We start from the raw sequence: 16,649 nt of genomic DNA on the forward strand, positions 1-16,649 counted from the left end.
CCGCGGCCGCCCCGACCCGCCCCGCCCCCGCCCCGTCCCGCGGCCGCCAAGGAGGCGCCCCAGTGTCAGAGCCGTACGACTACGACGTCATCGTCATCGGATCCGGCTTCGGAGGCTCCGTCTCGGCGCTGCGCCTGGCCGAGAAGGGCTACCGGGTCGGCGTCCTGGAGGCGGGGCGCCGCTTCACCCGCGAGACCCTCCCGCGCAACAGCTGGGACCTGCGGGGCTACCTGTGGGCGCCGGCGCTCGGCCTGTACGGCATCCAGCGGATCCACCTCCTCGGCAACGTGATGGTGCTGGCCGGGGCCGGCGTCGGCGGCGGCTCCCTCAACTACGCCAACACCCTGTACGTGCCGCCCACCGCCTTCTTCGAGGACCGGCAGTGGGCGCACATCACGGACTGGCGCGAGGAGCTGGCCCCGTACTACGAGCAGGCCAAGCGGATGCTCGGGGTGCGGCTCAACCCGACGACGACCGCCTCCGACGTCCACCTGAAGGCCGTCGCCGAGAAGATGGGCGTCGGGGACACCTTCCACATGGCGCCGGTCGGCGTCTTCTTCGGCGACGGCGCCGACGCCGGCGGCACCGCCGCGGCCCGGCCCGGCCAGGAGGTCCCCGACCCGTACTTCGGCGGGGCCGGCCCCGCACGCCGGGCCTGCACCGAGTGCGGCGAGTGCATGACCGGCTGCCGGCACGGCGCGAAGAACACCCTCACCGAGAACTACCTCCACCTCGCCGAGCGCGCCGGCGCCGTCATCCACCCCATGACGACCGTCACCGCCGTCGCCGAGCACCCGGACGGCGGCCACCGCGTCCGCACCGTCCCCACCGACGCCCGCCGCCGCGGCACCTCCCGGGAGCTGCGCGCCCGGTACGTGGTCGTCGCCGCCGGCACGTACGGCACCCAGACCCTGCTGCACCGGATGAAGGACACCGGGCTGCTCCCGCGGATCTCCGACCGCCTCGGCGAACTGACCCGCACCAACTCCGAGGGGCTCGTCGGCGCGCAGACCGACGACCGCCGCTACCGCAGGCGCCACGGCCCCGGCCGGCGCGCCGACTTCACCCGCGGCGTCGCCATCACCTCCTCCGTCCACCCGGACGCGGACACCCACATCGAGCCCGTCCGCTACGGCCGCGGCTCGAACGCGATGGGCTTCCTGACCGTGCTCCAGGTGCCCTACGGCCCGCACCGCGTGCGCGGCTGGCTCGCCCGGACCGCGAAGCACCCGGTGCAGCTGCTGCGCTCGCTCTCCAACCGGCGCTGGTCGGAGCGGACCATCATCGGGCTGGTCATGCAGTCCGTCGACAACTCGCTGACGACGTACCGCAAGCCCCGCGGACTCGGCAGGGGCCTGCTCACGGCCCGCCAGGGGCACGGCGCCCCCAACCCGGTGCAGATCGAGGCGGCCACCCGGGCCGCCTCCCTGCTCGCCGAGGAGATAGGCGGCTTCGCCGGCAGCAACGTCGGCGAGCTCATGGGCACGCCGCTGACGGCGCACTTCCTCGGCGGCTGCCCGATCGGCGCCACCGCCGAGGAGGGCGTCGTCGACCCGTACCACCGGCTGTACGGGCACCCGGGCATCCTCGTCGTGGACGGCGCGGCTGTCTCCGCGAACCTCGGGGTGAACCCCTCGCTGACGATCACGGCGCAGGCCGAGCGGGCGATGGCGTACTGGCCGAACAAGGGCGAGCCGGACGCCCGCCCCGAGCAGGGCGCGGCGTACGTGCGGCTCGCGCCGGTGGAGCCGGTCCGCCCGGCCGTGCCCGAGGAGGCCTTCGGCGCGCTGCGGCTGCCGCTCCTCCCGGTGCCCGGGGTCCCGCCGCGCCGCCCCGGGGCGGCGGCCGAGCTGCGGGCCGACTGATACGCGGCGGGTACCGCGCTCCCCCTCCGAGCGCGGTACCCGCCGCGGTACCTAGGTGACAGGCGCTCGCCCCCGAAGGTTGTACCCGCGGGGCGCCGGCATGCGTGTGTGCTCGGTCACACGGTGAAGCCGGGGTGCGAGGGGCCGGCGGGGCGGGTGGGGCGGGCGGGGGAGGGGGCGGGGGAAGGGCGCGGGTACGCGAACGGCCGGCCCGGGGCGTCCCCCGGGCCGGCCGTCGTCGGTGTGACCGGCCTGCTGTCCCCTGCCGTCCGGTCACGCGAAGGAGCGAGGTCCCACGACGCACGTCCCACGGGTCGTACGCCTCATCGCTCCGGCGGAGCCACGCGTGGTGCTGGACCCGCGCCTGGCTGACGCGGCCACCCACACCAACGAAGGTCCGCCGGGCCGGTCACGGGCCGGACGGGTGACGAACAGGCGGCTGGAGGGGCCGCCTCAGACCCGGCCGCGGCACAGCTCCAGCAGCGTCATGGCGAGGGCGGTGCCGGGCTTGCCGAGGGCGTCGCTCCAGTGCGACAGCACCTCCATCTCCCGCGACAGGTGCACGCGGCGGCCGCCGGAGGCGATCCGGGCCTCCTGGATGACGGTCGAGACGGCCATCCGCTCCTGGATCAGGCCGATGATCCGGTCGTCGATGGCGTCGATGCGGTCGCGGGACGCCGCGATCAGCTGCTCGGGGTCCGCGTCCGCGGCGGAGGCGGCGGGGGACACGGCGGTGGCGGTGGCGGTGGCGGTCATGGCGGGGGTCTCCTGTCGGTAGGGGCCCGCAGGACCGTGGAAACGCCGCAGCGCCCGGGTCCTGCCGGACCGGGGCGCTGCGGGAAGTCAGGTGCTCTGCGCGAGCATCACGAGGACCCATGGCTGCCGGACCGTCCGGTGCCATAGGTAAAGAGGAAGCTCAGCTGCCTGCGCACGAACCGGATTATTGCCGCGCCGGCCGCCCGGGGCCAAACCGGTTCGGATGGTGAGACGAAAACGGCCCGCGCGTCCCCCGTTAGAATTGACAAAACAGCCCCCTCTTCCGCCGGAAGGCCGCCCCCGTGCCAGAAGCACCCTCCGCCGCCCACGACAGCGCCCCGGACACGGTTCTCGTCGTCGACTTCGGCGCCCAGTACGCCCAGCTCATCGCCCGCCGCGTCCGCGAGGCACGGGTCTACAGCGAGATCGTCCCGAGCACGATGCCCGTGGCCGAGATGCTGGCCAAGGACCCCAAGGCGATCATCCTGTCCGGCGGCCCGTCCTCGGTGTACGAGGAGGGCGCCCCGCAGCTGGACCGCTCGCTCTTCGAGGCCGGCGTCCCCGTCTTCGGCATGTGCTACGGCTTCCAGCTGATGGCGACCGCCCTCGGCGGCACCGTCGACAACACCGGCGCCCGCGAGTACGGCCGCACCCCGCTGAGCGTCAGCAAGACCGGCTCGACCCTCTTCGAGGGCACTCCCGCAGAGCAGTCGGTGTGGATGTCCCACGGCGACGCCTGCTCCGCCGCCCCCGCGGGCTTCACCGTCACCGCCTCGACCGACGTCGTGCCCGTCGCCGCGTTCGAGAACGACGAGAAGAAGCTGTACGGCGTGCAGTACCACCCCGAGGTGATGCACTCCACGCACGGCCAGCAGGTCCTGGAGCACTTCCTCTACCGCGGCGCCGGCCTCAAGCCCACCTGGACCACCGGCAACATCGTCGAGGAGCAGGTCGCGGCCATCAAGGCGCAGGTCGGCGACAAGCGCGCCATCTGCGGCCTCTCCGGCGGCGTGGACTCCGCGGTCGCCGCGGCCCTCGTCCAGAAGGCCATCGGCTCCCAGCTGACCTGCGTGTACGTCGACCACGGCCTGATGCGCAAGGGCGAGACCGAGCAGGTCGAGAAGGACTTCGTCGCCGCGACCGGCGTCCAGCTGAAGGTCGTCGACGCGCAGGAGCGCTTCCTCGCGGCCCTCGCCGGCGTCTCCGACCCCGAGACCAAGCGGAAGATCATCGGCCGCGAGTTCATCCGGGTCTTCGAGCAGGCGCAGGCCGAGATCATCGCCGAGGCCGAGGGCGGCCCCGAGGTGGCCTTCCTCGTCCAGGGCACCCTCTACCCGGACGTCGTGGAGTCCGGCGGCGGCACCGGCACCGCCAACATCAAGTCCCACCACAACGTGGGCGGCCTCCCCGACGACATCGAGTTCCAGCTCGTCGAGCCGCTGCGCCAGCTGTTCAAGGACGAGGTCCGCATGGTCGGCCAGGAGCTCGGCCTGCCCGACGAGATCGTCCACCGCCAGCCCTTCCCCGGCCCCGGCCTCGGCATCCGCATCGTCGGCGAGGTCACCAGGGACCGCCTGGACCTGCTCCGCGAGGCCGACGCCATCGCCCGCGAGGAGCTCACCGCCGCCGGCCTCGACCGCGAGATCTGGCAGTGCCCCGTCGTGCTCCTGGCGGACGTCCGCAGCGTCGGCGTCCAGGGCGACGGCCGCACCTACGGCCACCCGATCGTGCTGCGCCCCGTCTCCTCCGAGGACGCCATGACCGCGGACTGGACGCGCATGCCGTACGAGGTGCTCGCCCGGATCTCCACCCGCATCACCAACGAGGTCAAGGACGTCAACCGCGTCGTCCTGGACTGCACCAGCAAGCCGCCGGGCACCATCGAGTGGGAGTGATCCCGCCGCCGGCCCCGCGCCGCACGTGAGACGGAGCCGCCGCCCCCGCCCGGGGCCGGCGGCTCCGCCGTTTCGCCGGCATCCGCCCGCGCCCGCCGCCCTGCCCCTGGCCACTTGCGGGCCGCGCGGGTACCGTGCGCGCGCCGGCCCCGCGGCCGGCCGACGCCGACCGAGGAGGGCCGCGATGCCGGACCAGCCCCCACCCGTGCCCGTGGACCGGCTCCGCTTCGAGATGCCGCCCGTCCACGACGAACCCGACCGGGAGCGCGCCCACCGCAAGGAGCGGCTCGCCGGGGCGCTGCGCCTGCTCGCGCGGCTCGGCTTCGAGGAGGACCCGGCCGCGCTGGCCACCGCCCGCGACCCCGAGCACCCGGACTGCCTGTGGGTGAACCCCTTCGGGAGGGCGGCGACCGCCCTCACCGCCGGGGACCTGCTCCTCGTCGACGCCGACGGGCGCGTCCTGGAGGGCGGGCGCCGCGTCAACGGGCTCTCCTTCGCCCTCCACGCAGCCGTCCACCGGGCCCGGCCCGACGCGGTCGCCGTGGTCCGCGCGCACGGCCCGTACGGCAGGGCGCTCGCCGCGCTCGGGCAGCTGATCGCCCCCCTCACCCAGGAGGCCTGCGCCTTCTACCAGGACCACGCCCTCGTCGACGAGTACACCCGCGGCGCCGCCGATCCCGCCGAGTGCGCCCGCATCGCCCGCGCGCTCGGCCCGTACAAGGCGCTCGTCCTGCGCAACCACGGGGTGCTCACCGTCGGCACCACCGTGGACGCCGCCGCCTGGTGGACCGTCGCCGCCGAGCGGGCCGCCCGCGTCCAGCTCACCGCCCGCGCCGCCGGCCGCCCCGCGCCCATCGGACACCGCAGCGCCCTCGCCGCGCGCGACCGGTTCGGCACCGACCTCGCCGCCTGGGCCGCCTACCAGCCGCTGCGGGAGTCCGCCGCGCCCTGACACCCGTACGCCGCCCGGGTGACGTCAACATCATGAACGGACAATCACCTGCTCTGACATCGTGCGCAATCCGGAGCACTGCCGCAGTGGTGCACAATTCGCTGGCATCGCACCGTAGTTCAGAGAGGCGGCAGGCACGTGGCTGTCCAACAGATCTCCCGAAGCACCCACGGCGGCGCATGCACCTGCGACGACTGCCCGCACGGCGCGCAGGAGGGGCACCGCCGCGCGGTCGCGGCGTTCCTGGAGAAGCGGGACGCGTTCGCCGCAGGCCACGGACTGCCCGCCGCGGTCGCCCGGTCCGCCGGCGCGTCCCGGCAGTGGGTCTCCGACGAACTCGCCCTCTCCGCCCGCACGGCCGCCGACCGGGGCCGCGAGGCGGGCAGCTCCTGGCTGCACGTCTTCTCCCGGCGGGCCGTCCTCGCCGTGTGGATCGCCGCCGGGATCCTCCTCGTCGTCCAGGTCGGCACCGCCCTCGGCACCGGCTGGTCGCCCGCGCGCACCGCCGCCCTCCTCGCGGCGGCCTTCCTCGCCGGGCTGCTCACCCTCGCCGCCCGCGCCCAGCCGGTGCGCGGCGGGCTGCTGGCCCCGCTGGTCGGCGAGGACAACCGGCTGTCCACCTCGAAGGCCGTACCCGCGGCCTGGCTGCTGCTGACCGCGTTCGCCGGGCTGCTGCCCGCGCTGCGGCTGGCCGCCTCCGCGCCCGGCCCGGAGCGGCAGGCGCTGTACGAGGGCCTCGGGCTGGTGCGGACGCTGCCGCTGCTGTCGATCGTCGCGCTGACCTCGGCGGTGGCGGTGCTGGTGCGCCGCGTCGTCGCCGTGCGGATCCTCGGCCAGCGGCTGCAGAAGCTGCCCGCGGACCGGCCGCGCGGCGCCGACCTGCTCACGGACGACGCCGGCCGGGGCAGCCTGCCCGACGCCCAGTACGTCCTGGTCTCGACGGTGGTGCTGGCGTACGCGGCCGTGTCGCTGGCCCGGTTCCCGGACCGGCTGCCGCGGCTGCCGTGGGCGCTGGCCCTGCTCGTCGCCCTGTCGGCGGCGGTGTACCTGGCCGCGAAGTCCGCGGAGGTGACCCGGCCGCTCGTGCTGTCCGTGGTCCGCAGACGCGAGCCCGGAGACCTGGACGCGGCCGTCCGGCCCGGCGACGACATCGAGATCCGCGGGGTGGGCTTCGTCCCGCCCGGGGCGCAGACCCCGGAGATGCTGGCCCGGCTGGTGGTCCGGATCGGGGCGGTCCACGTGCACGTGCCGCTGGTTCCGGTGGCGGGCGGGTTCGCGAACCCGTCGGACACGGCCCTGACGGTGCCGGTCCCGGCCGAAGTGGAACCGGGCCGGGTCGAGGTGCAGGTGGTCACGGCCGCCGGGGTGGAATCCAACCGCTGCACCATCGACGTCGCCGAGTGAAGCGGGTAGACATGGGGGCGTGACCCGAACAGACGACCCCGCCGCGTACGGGGACCACGAGCCGGGCGAGGCCGCCGACCGGGCCCCCGCCGCCCACCGCGGCGCCCCCGCCCCCGGACTGCGGGACCGGGCCGCCCGGTACGCGCTGCTGCCGCTGCGGATCTTCCTCGGCGCGACCTTCGTCTACGCGGGCCTGGACAAGCTGACCGACCCCGCCTTCCTGTCCGCCTCCGGCACCGGCTCCATCGGCGAGCTGATGCGCGGGGTGCGCGACACCTCCGCCGTCCCGGCGCTGGTGGACCTGGCCCTGCGCTCGCCCGTCGCCTTCGCCCTGGCCATCGCCGTCGGCGAGATCCTGGTGGGCCTCGGTGTCCTCGCCGGCCTCCTGACCCGCCTCGCGGCCCTCGGCGGCCTGCTGATCTCGCTCAGCCTGTGGCTCACGGTGTCCTGGCAGGTCGCCCCGTACTACTACGGAAACGATCTCGCCTACCTGATGGCGTGGACGCCGCTGGTGCTCGCCGGGGCGCCCTACTGGTCGGCGGACTCGCTGATCCGGTCCGCCCGGTCCGGGGGGCCGGCCAGACTGCGGCGGTCGCGGCGCACCGCGTAGGCCACCAGCCCCACCAGCGCGGCCAGCGTCAGGCCGCCGGCCGCCATCGGGACCACCAGGAACCACGGGGTGTCGATCTCGCCCGCCGCGTCGAGCAGGTAGAGCGCGCCCGCCGCGGTCAGGACGAGGCCGGCCAGGAACCGGCCCGGCTGGAACTCATGACGTCGCACGGGCCACCTCCACCTGTCCCACACCCGCTTCGAGGTGCAGCTCCACCGTTCCGCCGGCCTCCGTGCCGTCGGCCGGCGCCACCGTCTCCCGCCGGGTCTCGCCCTCGCCCCGGATGCGCACGTACGAGCGGGTGTCGTCCGGCATCCGGATGTCGCCCAGCCGTACGGAGGCCTCCGCGCGGGCGGTGACCTCGCGGGGCACGATCACCTTCAGCAGCCCGGCGTCGATGCCGGCGCGCACGGTCAGCGTGCTGCCCTCCGGCACGTCGAGCCGGCTGAGGTCCAGGGTGGCGATGCCGGTGCCGGACTCGTACACCGGCTGCACGTCGGCCACCGCCGCGGGCCGCCAGCGCACGTCCCGCCAGTCGGTGCCGATCTCCGCGGGCAGCGCCGCCGACGCCGCCAGCAGCCCGGCCGTGGCCAGGGCCAGCAGGATCGTCCCGAAGCCCGTACGGCCGCGGAACGAGCTGACCGCGAGGCCGAGGCCGAACACCGCGAGCACCGAGGCGAGGCCGATCTGCAGGGCGTGCGAGAGGGTGCTGTCCTCCCACACGGCCGCCGTCGCCACCGCGCCCGCCAGCACGGCCAGCACGAAGACCCGGCCGCCGATGCCGCCGCGCGGCCGCCCCGGCCCGCCCGGCCGCGCACCGCGCGGGCTGTTGCCGGGGCCCTTGCCGCCCGGCTCCGCGGGGTCGGCCGAGTCGTCCGGCCCCCACAGGTAGCCGGAGCTGCCGACCGGGCCGGTCGTGCCGTCCTTCACCAGCGGGTCCCGCCACCACGAGGGCGTACCGGGCGCCGGCGGCGCCTGCGTCTCCGGCGGGGCGGGGCGGGCCGCAGCCTGCGGCTCCGCCTCGGGGGCTGCCGTGCCGCGGTGGCGCTGCGACCAGTACGCGGCCCCGCCCAGGGCGAGAACCACCAGCACGGAGAACGCGGCGAGCCCGCCGTTGTCCAGCATCGACAGGAACACCGCGCAGCCGACGAGCGCCGCGAACAGCGCGGCCAGCGTCGTCCCCTCGACCCGGCCGGTCAGCAGCTTCTTCGCCTCGCTGTCCTCCTCCCCCTCCACGGGCAGCACCAGCCACGCGACGCCGTAGAAGAGCAGCCCGACACCGCCGGTGACGGTGAGCACGCCCAGCACGATCCGGAAGATGACGGGGTCGAGGTCGAAGTAGCGGCCCAGGCCGCCGCACACGCCGGCGAGGACCTTGTCGCGCCTGCTGCGGCGCATGGGCGGACGCTCGGCGGGCCGGTCGGAGGAGCCGTCGGAGGGCGGCCCCGCTGCGGCCCCGGGCGCCTTCGGGCCCGCCGTCCCGGAAGCGGCCGGCGGCGGGGAGTCGTGCTCGGTCATGGCTCCATGGTGGAGGCGCCCCGCGGCGCCGGGCATCGGGGCCCCACCCTGGTGCGACCCTGAGATCCCGCCGGGAGCGGTGGGGGGATGCCCTGATGCCCCGCACCGCCCACGCGTGTGACCATCGGTGGCATGCCCGCCTCCGCCGCACCGCGCACCCCGCACGCCCCCGACCCCGCCGACGAGGCGCCGCAGCGCCGCCTGTACCGCAGCGCCGACGGCCGCATGCTCGGCGGCGTGGCCCGCGGGCTCGCCGGGCACCTCGGGCTGCCGGTCGTGTGGGTGCGGCTCGCCTTCTTCGGGCTGTTCGTCTGGGGCGACGGGCTCGGCGTGCTGCTGTACGCCGCGTTCTGGGTGTTCGTACCGCTCGGCCTGGGCGGCCGCAGCGGGGGCCGCTCCTTCCACGAGCTCTTCGAGACCCTCCCCGACGGCGGCCGGCGGCTGCGCAAACCGGCCAGGGGGCAGATCACCGCCCTGGTCGCGCTGTGCGTCGGCGCCGGCATCTTCCTCTCCAAGGTGCAGTCCGGCGGCGCCTCGGGCCGCTACGTGTGGCCGACGCTGCTCGTCGGCGCGGGCGTCGTCCTCGTCTGGCGCCAGGCCGACAACGCCCGCCGCGAGCACTGGGCGGCCGGGCCGGGCGGCAGCCGGCGGATGTTCCAGCTCGCCCGCGCCTGCGCGGGCATCGCACTCGTCGGCATCGGCCTGACCCTCTTCATCGTCGTCCGCGGCTCGGCCGCGCAGCTCGGCAACGTCCTGACCGCCGCGCTCGCCGTCCTCGCCGGGATCGCGCTGCTCGCCGGGCCCTGGCTGATCCGGATGACCCAGGACCTGTCCGAGGAGCGCCTGATGCGCATCCGCGCCCAGGAGCGCGCCGAGGTCGCCGCGCACGTCCACGACTCCGTCCTGCACACCCTCACCCTGATCCAGCGCAACGCCGACGACGCGGGCGAGGTGCGCCGCCTGGCCCGCGCCCAGGAGCGCGAGCTGCGGAACTGGCTCTACAAGCCGGAGGGCACCGGCAAGGAGGAGGCCGAGGAGCCGGCCACCCTCGCCGAGGCCGTGAAGAAGACCGCCGCCGAGGTGGAGGACCACCACGGCGTGCCCATCGAGGTGGTCGTGGTCGGCGACTGCCCCCTCGACGAGAGGCTGGGCGCGCAGGTGCAGGCCGCGCGCGAGGCGATGGTCAACGCCGCCAAGTACGGTGGCCAGGGGGGCCCGGTGCAGGTGTACGCCGAGGTGGAGGGGCAGACGGTGTTCGTGTCCGTACGGGACCGCGGGCCCGGCTTCGACATCGACGCGGTACCGGACGACCGCATGGGCGTACGAGAATCGATCATCGGCCGGATGCAGCGCAACGGCGGGACCGCGCGGCTGCGGTCCGCGCCCGACGGCGGCACGGAAGTCGAGCTGGAGATGGAGAGGGCGGCGAAAGCGGCATGACGGAGCGATACGCACAGGCGGACGCGGTGGGCCGGCGGGTCCGGGTGGTGCTCGTCGACGACCACCGGATGTTCCGCGCGGGCGTGCAGGCGGAGATCGGCGACACCGCCCGGACCGGGGTGGAGGTCGTCGGGGAGGCGGCCGACGTCGACCAGGCCGTCACCGTCATCACCGCCACCCGGCCCGAGGTGGTCCTCCTCGACGTGCACCTCCCCGGCGGCGGCGGGGTCGAGGTGCTGCGGCGGTGCGCCCCGCTGACGGCCGCCGCCGAGAACCCGGTGCGCTTCCTGGCCCTGTCCGTGTCGGACGCCGCCGAGGACGTCATCGGGGTGATCCGCGGCGGTGCGCGCGGGTACGTCACCAAGACCATCACCGGCGCCGACCTGGTCGACTCGGTCTTCCGGGTGCAGGAGGGCGACGCGGTGTTCTCGCCGCGGCTCGCGGGCTTCGTCCTCGACGCGTTCGCCTCGACGGACGCCCCGCCGGTCGACGAGGACCTGGACCGGCTGACGCAGCGCGAGCGCGAGGTGCTGCGGCTGATCGCCCGCGGCTACGCGTACAAGGAGATCGCCAAGCAGCTGTTCATCTCGGTGAAGACGGTGGAGTCCCATGTCAGCGCGGTGCTGCGCAAGCTCCAGCTGTCCAACCGGCACGAGCTGACGCGCTGGGCGACGGCCCGCCGCCTGGTGTGAGACGAGAGAGGCCCGCGGGGCCGGTGGGACCCGCGGGGCGGTGCCGGCCCGCCGCCCGACACGTTCTGTGACACACACCGCAGGGTGAATGGGGAACCTCGGGGCGGGTCGCGGCGTTCTTGGCTGGCGTGACGAGCTTGACCGGGACCCCCGTGTTCGTGGCGGCGATCGCCCTGACGGCGATCGCCGTCTTCCTGCCGCTGGCCGTGTGGAGCAAGGTGCGCGGCCCTGCCGCGGTGCGCGCCCTCACCCGCGTGCTGATGATGGTGTTCGCCCAGGCCACCGCCATCGCACTGGTGTTCATCGGGGTGAACCGCGAGCAGAACTTCTACACCACCTGGGGCGACCTCGTCGGCACGGGAGACTACGTCCAGGCCGCCGAGGACCTCGGCCCCGACGGCCTCGGCGGCAAGAAGGTCGACGAGGTCCCGAAGGTCAGACAGAAGTTCAGCCCCGTCGAGGACATCCCCGGCGGCCGGGTCCAGGCCACCGAGCTCGACGGGCAGATCTCCGGGGTCAAGGGCGACGTCCTCGTCTACCTGCCCCCGCAGTACGACGACCCGGCGTACAAGGACCGCAGGTTCCCCGTCGTCGAGCTGATCCCCGGCATGCCCGGCTCCGGCAAGTCCTGGTTCAAGGGCCTGAAGGTGGTGGAGAAGCTGGAGCCGCTCATGAAGAACGGCCAGGTCCAGCCCTTCATCCTCGTCTCGGCGCGCACCATGCTCCTCGGCGACACCGAGACCGGCTGCGCCAACATCCCGGGCCGCGTCAACGCCGACAGCTGGCTCAGCGTCGACGTGCGCAAGATGGTCACGGACAACTTCCGCGCCTCGGACGACCCCCGCTCCTGGGGCGTCGCCGGGTACTCCGCGGGCGCCTACTGCGCCACGAAGCTGGCGATCTCCCACCCCGACCGGTACGCCGCGGCCGTATCCATGTCCGGCTACAACGACCCGGGGATGGAGCCCGCCTCCCTGCTGCGCGAGGACCCGGTCCTGCGCCAGCAGCACAACCTGCACACCATGCTGAAGGCCGCGCCGGCGCCGCCCGCGGTCTCCCTGCTCATCACGGGCGGCCAGAACGACGGCTACCAGGCCGGGATCGCGCTCCAGCAGGCGGCGCAGCACCCGACGAGGATCGAGGTGCAGAAGACGACCGGCGGCCACACCATCGACGCCTGGGTCCGGCAGCTCCCGGAGGTCTTCGCCTGGCTGGGCACCCAGGTCAAGGCCCCGTAGCCAGAGCCTGTCCGGCGGTTCACGCCGGGCGGGAGGCCCCCGCCCAGGGCATCGAGTCGATCGGCGCCACGCGGACCGTCGAGCCCGGCCGCGGGGCGTGGACCATCTGCCCGTTGCCGACGTAGAGGCCGACGTGGGTGACGCCGGAGTAGAAGAACACCAGGTCGCCCGGGGCGAGCTCGCCGCGGGCGACCCGCCGGCCGGCGTTGATCTGCGTGTACGTCGTGCGCGGCAGGGACACCCCGGCCGCGCGCCAGGCGGCCTGCGTCAGCCCGGAGCAGTCGTACGCTCCCGGCCCGGTCGCCCCCCAGACGTACGGCTTGCCGACGGCGCCGTACGCGAAGGCGACGGCGCGGGCGGCGCGCGAGCCGTCGGCGGGCGGGGCGGGTACGGCCGCCGCCTGCCCGGCCCCGGCCTGCCCGGCTCCGCCTCCGGCCCCGGCCCCGTAGGCGGCGCGCTCCTCGGCGGTCAGCCGGGCCAGCAGCCGCCGGGCGGCCTCCAGTTTGGACTCGACGGCGGACCTGTGGCGGGCGAGTTCGCCCTCCCGCTCGCGCAGCTCGGCGAGGTGCCCGGCGGCCGCCTTGCGCAGGCCGCCGACCTCGTCGAGCTGCCGGCGTACGGAGGCGACCTCGGCGGCGCTGCGGTCGCCGGCCCGGTCCAGCAGGGCGGCCCGGTCCAGGAAGTCCTGCGGGTCGTCGGACATCGCCAGGCGGACGGCGGGGGACAGCCCGCCGCTGCGGTACTGGCCCGCGGCGAGGGCGCCGAGTGTGCGGCGGGCCTCGTTCAGCCTGTCGGTGCGCCGGGCGGCCTCGTCGCGCAGCCCGTCGAGGGTGCGCCGGGCCTCCTGCGCCTTCTCCTTCGCCCCGTTGTACCGCTCGGTGGCGGCCTCGGCTTCCTCGTACAGCCGGTCGACCTCCGCCTTGATCCCGGCGGGGGTCTGCCGCGGATCGGCGTGGGAGGTGCCCTCGAGGGCGGTGGCGGTGGCAGCGCCCGCCAGGGCGAGGGTGGCGGCGGTCCGGACGGTGCCGCCGCGGAGCGGGCGCTGCCTGGGCTTTCGATGACTGGCCACGCGGGCCTCACGTCCTTCCTCCGGTCGGGCTCGGCTCGGAGGAGGACGCTAGAGGGCGGGGCGGCGGTCGGACGGCGGGATGACCGCAAAGTGTCCCGACGCGACCGGTTCTGGCGGCCCGGCGATCAGCGCCAGAGGACGGCGACGAAGATATTGACCACCGTCAGGGCGCCGACGGTCCCGAACAGGGCCTTGTCGACGCGCTCCTCGTCGCGCTTGACGTAGACGAGGCAGAGGATCACGAACAGGACGGCGAGCTTGACGCCGATCTTGATGTGGTTGACGGTCCCGCCGTCCATCTCGCGGAAGCCGACCAGCAGGACGCCGGTGACGAGCATCGTCAGCGCGCCGTGCAGCATCGCGGGCGTGAAGCGCGCCGTGCCGGCACCCATCGCCTTCATCTGGGTCAGGAAACCGCCCAGCAGAGAGGCGATCCCGATGATGTGCAGGCCGACGAAGACATTGATGAGTACGTCCATGCGGTCGAGCGTACGGGGGCCCTCACGGGGCCCCGCCGGGGGGTCGGCGCCGGTGTGAGATACGGCCGATTCCTCCGGGCCGGGGCCGGGTGTCCCCGCCGCCCCCTAGACTCGGAAGGCGATGAGCAGCCTCTTTGACGACAGCTTCCTGGCGGACCTCACCCCCTCCGACGAGGAGCCGCCGCCGCCCGAGGAGTACGCGGACGACCGCGCCCCCGAGCCCGGCGCGGACGACCTCTTCGAGGGCCGCTTCGACGTGCCCCTGAGCGGTGACGCCTACTACCGCGACGGCACCCCCAGGCCGGTCATCGACCCGGCCGCCCTGCTGCACGGGCTGAACGAGCAGCAGCGCGCCGCCGTGGTCCACGCGGGCTCCCCGCTGCTGATCGTGGCCGGCGCCGGCTCCGGCAAGACCCGGGTGCTCACCCACCGCATCGGCCACCTGCTGGCCGCGCGGAACGTCCACCCCGGGCAGATCCTGGCGATCACCTTCACCAACAAGGCCGCCGCCGAGATGAAGGAGCGCGTCGAGCAGCTCGTCGGACCGCGCGCCGGCGCCATGTGGGTCTCCACGTTCCACAGCGCGTGCGTGCGCATCCTGCGCCGCGAGTCCAAGCGGCTCGGCTTCACCTCCTCGTTCTCGATCTACGACGCGGCGGACTCCAAGCGCCTGATGGCACTGGTCTGCCGCGACCTGGACCTCGACCCGAAGAAGTTCCCGCCGAAGTCCTTCAGCGCCAAGGTCTCGAACCTCAAGAACGAGCTCATCGACGAGGACGCCTTCGCCGCCCAGGCAGCTGGGGGCACCTCCCGGACGGAGTCTGGGGGAGGGTTCGAGAAGACCCTCGCCCAGGCGTACGCGATGTACCAGGGGCGGCTGCGCGAGGCCAACGCGCTCGACTTCGACGACATCATCATGACGACCGTCCACCTGCTCCAGGCGTTCCCCGACGTCGCCGAGCACTACCGGCGGCGCTTCCGGCACGTCCTCGTCGACGAGTACCAGGACACCAACCACGCCCAGTACACGCTGGTGCGCGAGCTCGTCGGCACCGGCTACCCGGACCTGCCGCCGGCCGAGCTGTGCGTCGTGGGCGACGCCGACCAGTCGATCTACGCCTTCCGCGGCGCGACGATCCGCAACATCCTCCAGTTCGAGGAGGACTACAAGGACGCGACGACGATCCTGCTGGAGCAGAACTACCGCTCGACGCAGACGATCCTCTCCGCGGCCAACGCGGTCATCGAGCGCAACGAGAACCGCCGCGCCAAGAACCTGTGGACCCAGGCCGGCGCCGGAGCCGTCATCACCGGCTACGTCGCCGACACCGAGCACGACGAGGCCCAGTACGTCGCCGACGAGATCGACCGGCTCACCGACGCCGGCGAGGCCAAGGCCGGCGATGTCGCGATCTTCTACCGGACCAACGCGCAGTCCCGCGTCTTCGAGGAGGTCTTCATCCGCGTCGGCCTCCCGTACAAGGTCGTCGGCGGCGTCCGCTTCTACGAGCGCAAGGAGGTCCGCGACATCCTCGCGTACCTGCGCGTCCTGGCGAACCCCGAGGACAGCGTCCCGCTGCGCCGCATCCTGAACGTGCCCAAGCGCGGCATCGGCGAGCGCGCCGAGGCGATGGTCGACGCCCTCGCCCTGCGCGAGAAGATCACCTTCCCGCAGGCGCTGCGGCGCGTGGACGAGGCGTACGGCATGGCCGCGCGCTCGACCAACGCGGTGAAGCGCTTCAACGTGCTGATGGAGGAGCTCCGCACGATCGCCGAGTCCGGCGCCGGCCCGGCCGTCGTGCTGGAGGCCGTCCTGGAGCGGACCGGCTACCTCGCCGAACTCCAGGCCTCGACCGACCCGCAGGACGAGACGCGGATCGAGAACCTCCAGGAGCTCGCCGCGGTGGCCCTGGAGTTCGAGCAGGCCCGCGCCGAGGGCGGCGCAGCCGCGGCCGGCGCGGAGGAGGGCGCCGCGGCGGGCGGCGGCACGCTGGCCGAGTTCCTGGAGCAGGTCGCGCTCGTCGCCGACTCCGACCAGATCCCGGACGAGGACACCGAGGGCAGCGGCGTGATCACGCTGATGACCCTGCACACCGCGAAGGGCCTGGAGTTCCCGGTCGTGTTCCTGACCGGGATGGAGGACGGCGTCTTCCCGCACATGCGGGCGCTCGGCCAGACCAAGGAGCTGGAGGAGGAGCGCCGGCTGGCGTACGTCGGGATCACGCGCGCCCGCGAGCGCCTCTACCTGACGCGCTCCGCGATGCGCAGCGCCTGGGGCACCCCCTCCTACAACCCGCCGTCGCGGTTCCTGGAGGAGATCCCCGCCCAGTACCTGCAGTGGAAGCGCACGGGCGCCGCGCAGAAGCCGGCCGGACCGGTGCGCGGCCAGGGCTACGGGTCGGGCAAGGCCTCGTTCGGCACCTCGCCGGAGGCGTTCCTGTCCTCGGCGCGCACGCGCTCGGGCCCGTCCGGGTTCGCCACGCGGCGGGCCACGGAGAAGGCGGTCGTGGCGCTGGCCGTCGGCGACCGGGTGACACACGACCAGTTCGGGCTGGGCACGGTGATGGAGGTGCGGGGCGCCGGCGCCGACGCGCAGGCGACCATCGACTTCGGCGACGCCAAGCCGAAGCGGCTGCTGCTGCGGTACGCACCGGTGCAGAAGCTCTGACGCCGCGGAACGGGAGTGGGCCCGGGCCTCGACGGCCCGGGCCCACTTCGGGGTTTTGCGGTT

The 16,649-nt window shown here is 74.4% G+C and carries 14 protein-coding genes; 9 read left to right on the plus strand and 5 right to left on the minus strand.

Annotation, left to right across the window (positions count from 1 at the left end; all coding sequences use genetic code 11):
• The first annotated feature begins 62 nt into the window (after positions 1–62).
• A complete protein-coding gene (locus tag C0216_RS03275; protein WP_114053786.1) occupies positions 63–1,865 on the plus strand; it encodes a GMC oxidoreductase in 1,803 nt (600 codons plus the stop codon).
• A gap of 453 nt (positions 1,866–2,318) precedes the next feature.
• Here C0216_RS03275 and C0216_RS03280 read toward each other — a convergent pair whose 3' ends face one another.
• The gene (locus tag C0216_RS03280; RefSeq protein WP_114053787.1) at positions 2,319–2,621 is read right to left on the minus strand and encodes a chorismate mutase; all 303 of its coding nucleotides are present in this window, start codon (positions 2,619–2,621) and stop codon (positions 2,319–2,321) included.
• 302 nt (positions 2,622–2,923) lie between these two features.
• On the opposite strand from C0216_RS03280, the gene guaA reads away from it, so the two are divergent.
• From guaA to C0216_RS03300, 4 genes are all read left to right on the plus strand, one after another.
• The gene (gene guaA / locus C0216_RS03285; RefSeq protein WP_114053788.1) at positions 2,924–4,516 is read left to right on the plus strand and encodes a glutamine-hydrolyzing GMP synthase; all 1,593 of its coding nucleotides are present in this window, start codon (positions 2,924–2,926) and stop codon (positions 4,514–4,516) included.
• Between the two features lie 184 nt (positions 4,517–4,700).
• Complete coding sequence (locus C0216_RS03290; protein WP_114053789.1) at positions 4,701–5,468, plus strand: class II aldolase/adducin family protein; 768 nt, start codon at positions 4,701–4,703, stop codon at positions 5,466–5,468.
• Positions 5,469–5,606: 138 nt separating this feature from the next.
• Positions 5,607–6,872: a hypothetical protein gene (locus tag C0216_RS03295; protein WP_174250338.1), complete on the plus strand. Its 1,266-nt coding sequence runs from the start codon at positions 5,607–5,609 to the stop codon at positions 6,870–6,872.
• 118 nt (positions 6,873–6,990) lie between these two features.
• On the plus strand, positions 6,991–7,482 hold the full coding sequence (locus C0216_RS03300; protein ID WP_114058425.1) for a DoxX family protein: 492 nt from the start codon (positions 6,991–6,993) through the stop codon (positions 7,480–7,482).
• Here the strand turns inward: C0216_RS03300 and C0216_RS03305 are convergent.
• Both C0216_RS03305 and C0216_RS03310 read right to left on the minus strand, forming a co-directional pair.
• Positions 7,401–7,652, minus strand: coding sequence for a hypothetical protein (locus C0216_RS03305; protein ID WP_114053791.1), 252 nt, complete (start codon positions 7,650–7,652; stop codon positions 7,401–7,403). The genes C0216_RS03300 and C0216_RS03305 overlap by 82 nt on opposite strands.
• The gene (locus tag C0216_RS03310) at positions 7,639–9,000 is read right to left on the minus strand and encodes a PspC domain-containing protein (RefSeq protein ID WP_246042296.1); all 1,362 of its coding nucleotides are present in this window, start codon (positions 8,998–9,000) and stop codon (positions 7,639–7,641) included. Before C0216_RS03310 ends, C0216_RS03305 begins: the two co-directional genes overlap by 14 nt.
• A 132-nt stretch (positions 9,001–9,132) precedes the next feature.
• Between C0216_RS03310 and C0216_RS03315 the strand changes: the two genes are divergently transcribed.
• The 3 genes from C0216_RS03315 to C0216_RS03325 all read left to right on the plus strand — a co-directional run bounded on the left by C0216_RS03315 (position 9,133) and on the right by C0216_RS03325 (position 12,370).
• The gene (locus C0216_RS03315) at positions 9,133–10,440 is read left to right on the plus strand and encodes an ATP-binding protein (RefSeq protein ID WP_114058426.1); all 1,308 of its coding nucleotides are present in this window, start codon (positions 9,133–9,135) and stop codon (positions 10,438–10,440) included.
• Positions 10,437–11,132 carry a LuxR C-terminal-related transcriptional regulator gene (locus C0216_RS03320; RefSeq protein ID WP_114053793.1) on the plus strand — a complete coding sequence of 232 codons (696 nt, stop codon included), beginning with the start codon at positions 10,437–10,439 and terminating at the stop codon, positions 11,130–11,132. The genes C0216_RS03315 and C0216_RS03320 overlap by 4 nt, the downstream gene beginning before the upstream one ends.
• Positions 11,133–11,260: 128 nt before the next feature.
• Positions 11,261–12,370: an alpha/beta hydrolase gene (locus C0216_RS03325; protein ID WP_342777087.1), complete on the plus strand. Its 1,110-nt coding sequence runs from the start codon at positions 11,261–11,263 to the stop codon at positions 12,368–12,370.
• 19 nt (positions 12,371–12,389) lie between these two features.
• Here the strand turns inward: C0216_RS03325 and C0216_RS03330 are convergent, their stop codons facing one another.
• Together C0216_RS03330 and C0216_RS03335 are read right to left on the minus strand one after the other, a co-directional pair.
• A complete protein-coding gene (locus tag C0216_RS03330; RefSeq protein WP_114053795.1) occupies positions 12,390–13,439 on the minus strand; it encodes a C40 family peptidase in 1,050 nt (349 codons plus the stop codon).
• 125 nt (positions 13,440–13,564) lie between these two features.
• Complete coding sequence (locus tag C0216_RS03335) at positions 13,565–13,918, minus strand: hypothetical protein (RefSeq protein WP_114053796.1); 354 nt, start codon at positions 13,916–13,918, stop codon at positions 13,565–13,567.
• A gap of 121 nt (positions 13,919–14,039) precedes the next feature.
• Here C0216_RS03335 and pcrA point away from each other — a divergent pair, with 121 nt between their 5' ends.
• On the plus strand, positions 14,040–16,586 hold the full coding sequence (gene pcrA, locus C0216_RS03340) for a DNA helicase PcrA (protein ID WP_114053797.1): 2,547 nt from the start codon (positions 14,040–14,042) through the stop codon (positions 16,584–16,586).
• The last annotated feature ends 63 nt before the right edge of the window (positions 16,587–16,649 follow it).

Origin of the sequence: Streptomyces globosus (assembly GCF_003325375.1) — a bacterium.
Taxonomy (GTDB): Bacteria; Actinomycetota; Actinomycetes; order Streptomycetales; family Streptomycetaceae; genus Streptomyces; species Streptomyces globosus_A.